The sequence below is a fragment of the Caballeronia choica genome (assembly GCF_001544535.1).
Taxonomy (GTDB): domain Bacteria; phylum Pseudomonadota; class Gammaproteobacteria; order Burkholderiales; family Burkholderiaceae; genus Caballeronia; species Caballeronia choica.
In genome coordinates this window covers 1-11,516 of sequence record NZ_FCON02000195.1, presented here as the reverse complement: position 1 = coordinate 11,516, position 11,516 = coordinate 1, and the positions used below count along the sequence as shown (strand labels likewise).

General features: G+C 61.6%; 9 protein-coding genes. 2 read left to right on the top strand and 7 right to left on the bottom strand.

What is annotated here, in order from left to right:
- Nucleotides 1–240, top strand: a 240-nt coding sequence (locus AWB68_RS39050; protein WP_143282008.1) for a transposase, incomplete at its 5' end; no start/stop codon positions are given.
- Between the two features lie 267 nt (nucleotides 241–507).
- Here AWB68_RS39050 and AWB68_RS39040 read toward each other — a convergent pair.
- From AWB68_RS39040 to AWB68_RS39015, 6 genes are all read right to left on the bottom strand, one after another.
- Complete coding sequence (locus AWB68_RS39040; RefSeq protein WP_087649553.1) at nucleotides 508–1,818, bottom strand: MFS transporter; 1,311 nt, start codon at nucleotides 1,816–1,818, stop codon at nucleotides 508–510.
- Nucleotides 1,819–1,854: 36 nt separating this feature from the next.
- Entirely contained in the window at nucleotides 1,855–2,784 is a 930-nt protein-coding gene (locus tag AWB68_RS39035) for an amidohydrolase family protein (RefSeq protein WP_087649552.1), read from the bottom strand.
- On the bottom strand, nucleotides 2,765–3,733 hold the full coding sequence (locus AWB68_RS39030; protein WP_087649551.1) for an amidohydrolase family protein: 969 nt from the start codon (nucleotides 3,731–3,733) through the stop codon (nucleotides 2,765–2,767). Before AWB68_RS39030 ends, AWB68_RS39035 begins: the two co-directional genes overlap by 20 nt.
- On the bottom strand, nucleotides 3,730–5,031 hold the full coding sequence (locus AWB68_RS39025; protein WP_087649550.1) for an MFS transporter: 1,302 nt from the start codon (nucleotides 5,029–5,031) through the stop codon (nucleotides 3,730–3,732). The genes AWB68_RS39030 and AWB68_RS39025 overlap by 4 nt, the downstream gene beginning before the upstream one ends.
- Nucleotides 5,032–5,103: 72 nt before the next feature.
- On the bottom strand, nucleotides 5,104–6,471 hold the full coding sequence (locus AWB68_RS39020) for an NAD(P)H-dependent oxidoreductase (RefSeq protein WP_087649549.1): 1,368 nt from the start codon (nucleotides 6,469–6,471) through the stop codon (nucleotides 5,104–5,106).
- Nucleotides 6,472–6,515: 44 nt separating this feature from the next.
- Nucleotides 6,516–7,868, bottom strand: coding sequence for a GntT/GntP/DsdX family permease (locus AWB68_RS39015; protein ID WP_087649548.1), 1,353 nt, complete (start codon nucleotides 7,866–7,868; stop codon nucleotides 6,516–6,518).
- Between the two features lie 404 nt (nucleotides 7,869–8,272).
- Here AWB68_RS39015 and AWB68_RS39010 point away from each other — a divergent pair, with 404 nt between their 5' ends.
- Nucleotides 8,273–8,959: a GntR family transcriptional regulator gene (locus AWB68_RS39010; protein ID WP_087649547.1), complete on the top strand. Its 687-nt coding sequence runs from the start codon at nucleotides 8,273–8,275 to the stop codon at nucleotides 8,957–8,959.
- A gap of 483 nt (nucleotides 8,960–9,442) precedes the next feature.
- On the opposite strand, the gene AWB68_RS39005 is transcribed toward AWB68_RS39010, so the two are convergent.
- Nucleotides 9,443–10,927, bottom strand: coding sequence for an MmgE/PrpD family protein (locus AWB68_RS39005; protein ID WP_087649546.1), 1,485 nt, complete (start codon nucleotides 10,925–10,927; stop codon nucleotides 9,443–9,445).
- Nucleotides 10,928–11,516 lie beyond the last annotated feature (589 nt).

Below are 11,516 nucleotides of genomic sequence, written 5' to 3'. Positions count from 1 at the left end.
CATCGCCGCCGACTTCGCGAGCGTGGCATCAGACCGGTCATCGCCAGGCGCCGCACCGAACACGGCAGCGGCCTGGGAAAGTTTCGTTGGGTCGTCGAACGGACTCACTCGTGGCTCCATGGTTTCCGTCGTCTTCGTATTCGCTTCGAACGCCGATCCGACATTCATGAAGCGTTCATCAAACTAGCCTGCTCACTCGTCTGCTGGAACATCCTTAGCCAAACTGAGCGGTCTTTTTGAACTGGCCTTTTAGAAGATCCCATGACTAACGCAGGCGAATTGCGCGCGCATCTGTTGCCCGTGCTGCCAGAAGACGACGCCTATCTCGCACTGTTCCAAGGCGCGCGCCATGTTGCTGCGGACTGCCAGGGCGAGGCACCGCGGCGGGAACGTGCGTCGCTTGGAAGCCGGTCGGAGCCAGCCATCCCGCTTGAGCAAGGCACTGTCGGGAGCCGGCAAAAGCACCCATGAGGCGCTTCTGCCGCTCACGCGCTACCAAGGGTGCGACTAATGCAAGTCTGCGCGAACGTGCGGACCGGCGTTGCTGCTGTGACGGCGCGCGCGCAGCACGACCGCGACGAGCGCCGCACCCAGTACCAGCCCACCGGCCACGACGAACAACGCCGTATCGGTGCGGCCCGTGAGGTCCTTCAGGTAGCCGATCATGTACGGCGAAACGAAGCCCGCGAGGTTGCCGAGCGCGTTGATCATCGCGATGCCGGCGGCTGCCGTCACGCCGGTGAGGAAAGCTGTCGGCAGGCTCCAGAACAGAGCGGGAATTGACAGAACGCCCATGTTGGCGATGCACAGCGCAATCACCCCGAGCGTCGGCTGGTTCTGCCACAGCACGCAGAGCGCAAAGCCGATCGCCGCCATCGAGAACGCGACGATCAGATGCCACTTGCGTTCGTTGTGACGGTCGGCGCTGAACCCGAACGCGAGCATGCTGATGATTGCGCACACGCCCGGAATGGCGGTCAGCACGCCGATGGTGAGGGCATCAGTCACACCCATTTTTTGCACGAGGGTCGGCATCCAGAAACTGATCGCGTAGAGGCCCATGTTGTAGACAAAATAGATGACGACGAGCGCCCAGATCCGCGCATTCGACAGCAGTCCGGCGAAACCATGCGAGAGCTTGTCGCGGTTTTCGGCGCCGAGCACGTTCGTGAGGTGCTCTTTTTCGGCCTCCGACAGCCACTTTACACGGCGAACGTCCTCGCTCATGCGGAAGAAAATATAGATGCCGAGCAGCATGGTGGGGATGCCTTCGACGAGGATCAGCCATTGCCAGCCGCGCAGGCCGCCGAGCCCCGACATGAAGCGCAAGATCGATCCGGAGACGAGCCCGCCGATCACGCCCGAAGAGGCGAGCGCGATATAGAACACGCCCCACGCGCGGCCTCGCCGCGCGGCGGGATACCATTGGCTCATATAGTAGATGGCGCCCGGGATGAAGCCCGCTTCGGCAAGCCCGAGCAGAAAGCGCATCACGTAGAACTGCATGGGCGTGCGGATGAAGATCGTCGCGCAAGAGAGCAGGCCCCACGTCACCATGATGCGCGAAATCCAGCGGCGCGCGCCCACCTTGTGCAGGATCACGTTGCTCGGCACTTCCAGCAGGAAATAGCCGAGAAAGAAGATCCCCGCGCCGAAACCGTAGACGGCATCGCTGAATTGCAGGTCGCTCGCCATCTGCAGCTTGGCGAAGCCGACGTTGACGCGGTTGAGGTAGGAAAAGAAAAAGCCGAGCATCAGGACCGGCAGGATGCGCACGGATATCTTCCTGAAGAGCGAGTTTTCGTCGATGGTCTGCATGCCTGTCTCCTGATGGTTTTGTGTGTTCGCTGCAGTTCAATCGATGCGGTAGAAGCGCTGCGCAGTACCTGCGAAAAGCTTGCGCAGATCAGTTTCGGTGGCGTGGGGAAGAGCGGCGAGCACGTCGGCGACGATCTCCGTCATGCTCGCTGACAGGTTGCCGACCGGAAGGTTGCTCGCGAACATCGAGCGATCGTATCCGAACAAATCCACGGCTTCGCGGATCACGCGCCGGTTGCTCGCGCTGTCCCACCTGCCGTCGGGCAGGCCGAGCTCCGACACCTTCAGGTACACGTTCGGACACGCCGCGAGCGCTTCCATCCCGCGTCGCCAGATCGCGATGCCTTCATCCGTGCGATCGAGCGGCAAGCCGAGATGGTTGGTTACGATGGTCGTGCGGGGAAACGCGCGCGCGACTTCAGCCGCTTCTTCCAGGTGCCAGTACGGCACGCGCAGATCCCACGAGAAGCCGTAGTCGTCGAGAAGGGCGAGACCGCGCAACCAGGCCTCGTCCTGCATCGTGCCGGGCTGGCCGCGCACTGAGTCACCCGGGCCCGCCGAGATCTCGGGTTTCGACCGCACGCCGCGCGCGAGCGGGCTCTTCGCATGGCCCGCGAGAATCGCCGCGCAGTCCGGTTGCACGAAAAACACGTGTCCAACGATCGCGCTTGGCAGGCTGGTCTTCGCGTTCAGTTGCGTGAGCCACTCGGTCTCCCGCACCTGCTCCTTTCGGGAACGCTCGGCCTCGACATGCACCGTTCCGATCACATCGAATCCGGCGGTCGCCCGGCGATATTGCTCCGGGAGGAAATCGTTGCACATCTTCCGATAGTCGCCGAGGAAGAAGGTGTCGTCGTATTCGTCGGTAAGCCAGGGGAAGCTGCCGTCCGAGAGGTCCCAGAAGTGGTGATGTGCATCGAGGATCGGCAGGGTAAATCCAAGCTCGTTATGCGGTACGGTGGTCATCGGAATGTCCTTGCTTTGATGGGTAGCCGAGTGTCGCTGCCGGGCGTTCACCGAGTCCGATCGGCCGATAGACGCGCACAGCGGTGTCATGGAAAAACGCCCGCTGCTCCGGGTGCGACCATTCCCGCACCAGTTGCCTGACCCCGCGTAGCAGGTCGTCGAGCGAAATGAACATGCCGTCGACGGGGAAATTGCTGCCGAACATCAGGCGTTTGGCACCGAAAAGCGAGTGCAGCGTATCGAAGACAGGCTGGTTTGCTTCCACGCTCCACGGCTTGCATGGCTCGCACAAGCCGGAGACCTTGACCACGACGTTCGACAGCGCGGCGAGCGTTTCGAGCGCGGCGCTCCAGCCGCGCAAGGTCCCGCTGGATCGGTCGCCCGGCACGCCCGCGTGATTCACGATCAGCAGCGTGTCCGGGAAGTCGCGAGCCAGGCATGCGGCCTCGCTTAAGTGCCGCCACGGCGCCTGCAAGTCGAAATGTAGGCCGTGCTTGCCAAGCAGTGCGTATCCGCGACGCCAGCGTTGGTCGGACATTAGCGTGCGGCCCGCGCCGTCTGCTTCGCCCGGTTTGTGGCGCACGCTACGCACGCGGGCAAAGCGGGCCTGCGCGGCAAGAACCTCGTCGACGTTCTCATCGTCCAGCCAGGCCTGCGCGACGATGGCATTGGGGCGACCGCTGGACTCGGCGAGTCCCGATACGTAACGTGTCTCGCCGAGCGGGTCGGACGGGTCCCACTCCGCTTCGACATACACGCTTGCCACCACGTTGTGACCGGCGGCATCGCGAAGATAGTCCGCTGGCAGATAGGTCCGCTTGATCGGCGAATAGTCGCCGTAGCGATGTGCGACGAGCGTTTCGCCTGCGAGCCACGGATAGTGATTCGCTTCGAGGTCCCAGAAGTGTTGATGCGCGTCGATGACCGGTCCGTCGTAAAGCGGCGTCATGCGCGGTCTCCGGTTGCGTTGCGCCCGAAGTCGATCAGCAACGAGCCGACGAGATAGGCGAACGCCGCTGCCGCGAAGAACATGATCACGGCCGTGAACCCGCCGGTGACGTCGACCAGCACGCCGACCACGATCGGCACGACGATGGCGCCGCCGGTGCCGGCAAAGTTCATCACGCCGCCGACGAGGCCGACTTGCTCTTGCGGCGCGAGCATCGCCGGAATCAGCCAGTAGAGGCCGCCCCACAGGTGAAAGAAGACGCCGAGTGAGAGCAGCGCAACAGCGAGACGAATATCCGACACGAACGGCAAAGCGAGCAGGCAGATGAGCGACATGCCGCCCGACAGCCCAAACAGGATCTTGAACGCGGTCTTCCGCGAGAAGCGCTTTTGCAGCCAGTCGGCGGTCACGCCCGACAGCACTTCGCCGATCGCGCCGGCGAGAAAAATCAGGAAGGTGGCGAAGCCCATGCTGCGGATGTCGAGGCCGCGCCCGACCGACAGATAGTTCGGCCCCCAGGTCACGAGCCCGAAGAACACCATCGCCCAGCCGATCCGTCCGACCACCATCGCCGCGATCGTGCCCCGCGAGAGGGGCGCCTTCTTCACGCTCGGTGCTTCGCCGGCCGCGAGCTTTTTGGCACGGATATAGTTGGTCTCGGCCTCGTCGATCCGGGGGTGCTGTTCGGGCGTATCGCGCAACAGCCTGTACACGATCAGGCCGAACACGATCGTGACCGCGCCGACGATCAGGAACGCCGTGCGCCACGAACCGGTGAAGCCGATGAGTGCGCTGATCGCAAGGCCACCGAGCGCTGAGCCGAGCGGCGCGCCGCTGTCGATCAGCGTCACGCCGCGCGCGCGTTCGGCGGGCGGAAGCCACGTGGCGGTGAGTTTCGTGGCGGCTGGCATATACGGCGCCTCGAATACGCCGAGACCGACACGCGACAGCAGCAGGGTCGCGCCATTCACCGCGAATGCAGCGAGGCACTGGAAGCCGCCCCACAGCACCGCCGAGAGGCCGATCATCCGCCGTGCTCCAAAGCGGTCGGCGGCCCAGCCAGCGGGAATCTGGAATGAGCTGTAGGTCCAGAAGAACGCCGAAAGGATCAGCCCCTGCATCGTTGCGGCCAGATGGAACTCACGCACGATCGTCGGCATCGCGATGGAGAGCGACATCCGGTCAACGCAATTGATCGTGTAGAGCACGAACAGCAGTAACACCATGCGCCAGCGTGTAGTGGCGACGAGCGAGCGAAACGAACTGTGCGAGTCGGCTGTGGGATTATGCGTTTGCATGTCTCCTCCGTGGATGGGTGTTGCGCTTTCAGGCGTCGCGGTCAGGCCGTGCGCCCGAGGCTTTTTTCAACCTCAGTGCGACGGATTGCGCTGCCACGCGGCATGGAGCGCCGATCCGCCGAGATCGAGTGCGGTGAGCGGTACCAACTCGCCCTTCGTGACATCGGCGACGAGACGCTTGTTCGCGGCGAGATAGAAAGGAGCGGCCTCAACCGCGCGCGCGCGTTCGACGAGAAGCGGAGTCACGCCGTCGATCGCGTGGTGATGGCCGCCCATCGCAAGCGTTTCGCCCGCCTTGAAATCCCGCTGCGCGCGCGCGACCATCTGCGCGTACGGCAGTTGTTTTGCGCTTCCCGTCGGCTGACCGAGAAGAACGGCGGAGAACAGACTCATCGGCGTCTCAAGTCCCATCAGGTGATAGGGCAGGTAGATGCATGCATAGCGACCGTTCTTGCCGACGACATGCCCCTTCTGCTTCAACAATTGCCATGTCTCGTCGTCCTTGCAGCGCACGACGACGAACACGCCGCCGCCAAAACTCACGTCGTCCGGACGACGCAGGCAGTTGAACACGTCGACCACGCCCGTACGCTCGAGAATGCCGCCATCCTCCTTCGGCACGAAAATGTCCGCCAGTTCGCCGATGCGTGCGAGCGGGTAGTTCAGGGCATCGGCGGCGGGCAGCAGGCCGGTCGAATTCGCAACCACGTTTAGTTCGCAATAATCGGGCGTCGCGCTTTGCGGCAGCATCGAAAGCGCCTGACTGCGCGCGGCGAGCGTCGTGGGGATGTCGTCGCCGAGTGCCCAGCACGCGTCGAGCGAGACGCTGTGCCGTTCTTCCAGATAGTCGATCGTCTGCGCCGCCGGGTCGTAGATGAAGTCGTATTCGCTTGATTTGCCCGCAGCCACGACGTCGAAACCGAGCACACGCGCCCACGTGACGAGGCCGATCAGGTTGCTCGGCTGATCGCCGTCGGGCGTCGTGTAAACGACGTTGTTTTCGATCGCGAGCCGGTTCAGGTATGGGCCCACGACCGAATCGGTTTCCTTCGTCGCCATCGCGACGTGCACACCGCGCTTTAGCGCACTTTCCGCGATCTGCACGCTCACCTCAGGCTGCCCGGTCGCCTCCACGACGATGTCCAGTTCCACCGCGTTCAGCAATGCGTGATCGCCGACCAGTGCGATGCGTCCCGCGGCGCGTGCCGCCTTAACGTCGTCGGGGTTGTTGCAGACCTTCGCGGCGTCGGCGTCGAATCCGAGCGAAGCCAGTGTCGCCAGCGCGCCGTCGATGTCGAGATCGCACAGCGCGGCGATAGTGAGGCTCGGCAGGGCGCGGCATTGCACGAGCAGCGAACGGCCAAAGCCGCCTTTCGGACCGACGAGTGCCATGCGGATCGCGCGGCTGCCGAGCGTCTTGAAGAGATGTTCGTAGTTCATGTGTCTGTCCTTTGTGGAGCGAGAGGTCGTGTTCAACTGCTAATTCAGCTGATGATCACGTTGAGCAGAAGGATTACCGCCAGCGCGACGAGCGATTGGAAGGAAACGAGGAGCGTCCAGGTCTTGAGCGTGTCGCCGACGCTCAGCCGGAAATATTCCTTGAAGAGCCAGAAACCGGAATCGTTCAGATGAGAGAGCATCAGGCCGCCCGAACTCACGGCAAGCACGAGCAGTTCGAGGTTCACGCCCGGGGTCGCGGCGGCGATCGGCGCGACGATGCCCGCCGCCGTCACCGTCGCGACCGTCGCCGAGCCGATCGCGATGCGGATAAGCGCCGCAACCGCCCAGCCGAGCACCAGCGGCGAAATCGACCAGTGCATGGCCCAGTGCGCGATCGAATCGCCGATATGCGTCGCAAGCAACATTTCCTTTAATCCGCCGCCCGCGCCGAGAATCAGTATCACTGCGGCAGCGGGCGCGACGCTCTTGCCGACCAGTTTCTGGATCTGTGGCAGGGTCAGGCCGCTCTTTAAGCCCAGCGACCAGATTGCAAACAGCACGGCTATCAGCAGCGACACGATCGGGTCGCCGACCGTCTCCAGCAGCTCGCGCGCCGGCGTGCCATTCGATGCGTAGTTGCGCCCGAACGTGCGAATCATCATGAGGACAGGCGGCAACAGCACGGTGACCAGCACCAGCGCCAGCGGCGGGACGGGACGCGCTTCTTTCGTTTCCGTCGCGGCTGTCGGTGCGAACAGCGCGTCCCCCGGCGTAACCGGCAGGAAACGCATCACGAACGCGGTGAAGATCGGACCCGAGAGAATCGCCATCGGCACGGCGACGATCAGGCCGTAGAAGATCGTGCGGCCGGCATCGGCGTGAAGCGCAGCCAGTGCGAGCGTCGGCGACGGATGCGGTGGCAGCAGTCCGTGCGATACGTACAGCCCTGCGGCCATCGGGATACCGACAGCCATCAGGGGACTTTTCGTGCGATTCGCGATCGCGTAGACGAGCGGCACGAGCATGACGAAGCTGACGTCGAAGAGATGGGGCAGGCCAATCAGCAGCGACGCCGCGCAAATGGCCGCAGGAATCCAGCGCTTCGAGCCGAGCCCGATGAAGGTGTTTGCGATGCGGTCGGCTCCGCCCGATTCGAGCAGCAGGCCGCCGAGCATCGTACCCAGGCCGACCACAAGTCCGACCGAACTCAGGATGCCGCCGAAGCCCTTTTCGAAGCTCTTGATGACGGCGGTCGGCGCGAGACCAGCCGCGCTGCCGAGGAAGCCGGATGTCAGGATCAGCGCAAGAAACGGGTGCAGCTTAAGCCGCGTGATGAGCAGCACTAGCAGCACGATGGCGATCGCTGGGGCGATCAAGGGGTAAAGCGATGGCTGCATGAAAAACTCGTCACGTTTAGCTGTGGGTGCCTTCTGGGATACACCGTTTTGGTATACCAAATTGCGAGGTTGGGAGCGGCACCGGCGGCAATCGGCACTTCTCAATCCGACACTCGGCGGATGTGCCGCGATCCTTTGCACACAGTCGTCTGCGAGCCGCTGGCGCCAGTTCTTACAAGCGTCTCGGTGCCCTCTTTCTTGTTTCGATCGCAAAGGCCCACGAGCTCGGCCAATCGCTGACGTCAATCTGGTATACCAAAATGTAGTTGGACGCCGGGACATCGTCAAGTGCGGGATAACACCATGTCCTGCAAGGCTTCAGCCCCTGTCGGTCTTCTTCACGCGCTGGTAAAGTGGCATACCGGACGCGCAAATGGCGTTCCGGCAATGAACGAGATTGAAAAATGACGGACTTCGAAGAGGAACCCGAAGCGCCGGACAGCGGCGAAGCGTCCGACGAATTGCTGTCGATGCAGATCGCCCAGCGCCTGCGCACGCTGATCGCCACCGACGAATTGAAGCCCGGCGAGCGACTGCGCGAGCGCACGCTTGCCGAACGGCTGGATGTGTCGCGCACACCGTTGAGGGAAGCGCTGAAGGAACTGGCGGGAGATGGGCTCGTCGTCGTGTTGCCCAAGCGCGGCGCGGTCGTGGCGGAATTGAGCGCGGCGCAGATCGCCGAGAAGCTTGACGTGCTCGGCGTGATCGAGGCGTTCGGAGGCGAGACGGCTTGCCGGATGGCGACCGACGCCGAAATCGCCGAAATCCGCGCGCTGCATTATGAGATGCATGCCGCATATGAACGGCGGGACCGGATGAATTACTTCCGGCTCAATCAGGCGATTCATACGAGTATCATCGCCGCCGCGAAGAACGCGACGCTCAAGCAGGTGCACGAACGGCTGAACCGACAGCTTTATCGGTATCGATTTCAGGGAAGCGTGACGTCAGAAACGTGGCATACCGCTATCGATGAGCACGAGGTCATCGTGCGACTTTTGTCGGCGCGCGAAGGCCCGAAGCTCGGGGAGTTTCTGCGGCGCCACGTGCATAGCACGTGGGAGCAACTCGCGCCAGAGGATGTTGGTTGAAGTCGCTGAGGATTGAGTTTGTATAGATCCATCATCCACCTTAGAGGTGAATCTATCTCGCACACAAACAGGATTGATAGAAATTTCGCGCCGAGCAAGCTGAACACCGGGCCCCACCAACGTCGAAGACTGTTTTGTGCTTTACACTCCCTCGAATGTAAAGAAGGTCCGCGACGATATAGGCCTTGCGGCGCGAGCGACTCGGCGACCGATTTCAGCGTCCATCGAGGCGAGCCTTGTCCATTTGCGCGCTTTTCAGACCGAGCACTTTGACACGGGAGCGCTCGAGGCTGGAGCGGAAGGTCAAAGGCAAAAAAAAGGGTCCACAAGATGACCAATGTGCCGGCGCAGAAGAAAGGCGATGCGCAACAAATTGCCAGAGAAACCTGGACAGTTTGGACAACGCTTATGCTGCTGCTTCGCGCCACCTCTAGAAGTGTTAAGGCCGGTTTCGCCCGGTTGAGAAAACGATTGCTAATCGAATTACCGTGGAAGCGTCGCCAAGGCGATATCGCCCGCGTTTTGCAACTGTTCGACTTGCCAACATCTATCCATTAGCACACGAGCCTGCTCGGGCGAAAGGATCCCGTCGGCGAGATCGGAGAATTTCTTCTCGAGCTGCTGGTCGGTCATCGGCACTTCGGTGCTGCCGATTGCATGCTGAATATACTTATGTAGCTTGCGGCCGTTCTTCAGCACGATCGTCATATCGACCTGCTCCGGCTTGATGGCGGGATCGATGATCGCATTGACCTTGTCGCGCAATGCGACGGTGCTCGGGTCACGCACTTTCGCATCGCTGAACTGTGTTTCGCCGGCCGCGCCGTCTATGATTGCAATCGCCACCGCGTGGTAGATACTGAACTTGCCTTCGAGTCCAATCTGCGGTGTCTTCTTGCCGGTCAACTCGATGACCAGAGGATGCACGCGAAGATCGATACGCTCTATCTGATCGGCCGTCAGCTTGTTTTGATTGCGAAGCTGGATCGCAGCATCGATCGCCGGATGAATGACAATGCCACACGCAAACGGCTTGTACGTATTCAAGGTCGATTCATAATGCGATCCGAGACCATCGGTGATCTCGCGGTAGTCCTGCTTCGTGCTGATGGTGTTCGCCCAGCCTCGTTTTGCTTCGATCATGCCGTCTGAACTCGTGTAATTCTTCGCCGCCAGCAAGGCCGCGAAGATGCCGTTTGCGGCGGCACGTCCGGGATTAAAGCTCTTGTTCATCGAGCCGAACGATTCGCGCAGGCCGACCGGCTGCGACGCCGCAAGCCCCAGCGCCCACACCATTTGCTGAACGTTTAGTCCCATCAGTTTGCCCGTCGCAGCCGCCGAGCCAAATACGCCGCACGTACCGGTTATATGCCAGCCGACATCGTAGTGATTGGGATACACCGCATTGCCGATGCGCAGCTCGGTCTCGATGCCTAGCACGAGCGCGTTCAGAAAGTCCTTGCCCGACAGTGGATGGTATTGCGAGAACGCCAGAATCGCGGATGCGACCGGGCCCGCCGGATGAATGATCGTCTTGAGGTGCGTATCGTCGTAGTCGAAAATATGGCTGCTGACGCCATTGATGAACGCCGCGTTCACGATGTCGAAGCGCTCGGCGCGACCAAGCAGGTTTGCCTGTGGCGGCCCCGAGAACGGCGTGAGCGCAGCGACGGCGCGGTTGACGGTTTCATCGTGCGAACCGCCCACCGCGACACCGACCCAGTTCATCAGAGTCCGCACGCCTTCTTTGCGCACCGGCGCGGGCAAGTCTTGATAACCGGTCTTGCAGATAAACTCCGCGAGAATGCGCGTGACTTTCGGTGGGCGGGCATTGAGGGCGCTCGTGGGAACAGACGCGGAGGCCGCCGCGTCGGACGGTTGCGCAAATACGGACGGACTGACGGTCGCCGATGCTAAAGCACCCGCGGCGCTGGTCTTTAGAAAGTGACGCCGGTCGATGGCGGACATAATTTTGTCTCCTCGGGTTATATACTTTGCAATGCGTATCAATGGCTTCACGTAGTAAGCAACGGCCTCAACTCGCGGGCGTCCCTGAGCATTTCGAGGCGGTTGATCTTGTCGATTAGCGCGGCGGTCAACCCGATTTGAGCATTCGCTTGACCACAGTCTGTGTGATCGAGCGCCGCACAATTCATACCGTACCGTTTCGAAGCATCCGGAACTCAAGGACGCAGTCGAGCATGACTGCAATCACCTCGCGCGCTCAGCGGGGTCCGAACGCGGTGCATACGTGTTTTACATAATAAAGTGATCAAGTTTTTGAAATAAGCCAAATTGTCCCTCTTTTTCGATCTCACCTGGGACGACCCTGCGCAGCACGTGCACTTGCCAAAGCGGCTGCTTCACGTATTATGTAGCACAGTTGTGACACTTTGCGAGGTCGATATGTCTACCAGTACGCTTCGTCTGCCGCCTGACCTTCGCGACCGCGTCTCAAAACTCGCGGAAGAGTCCGGGAAGACGGCGCACAGCTTCATGTTGGAAGCGATCGCGGAAAGGGTCGCCAACGAGGAATTGCGGCGCGGATTTCTCAACG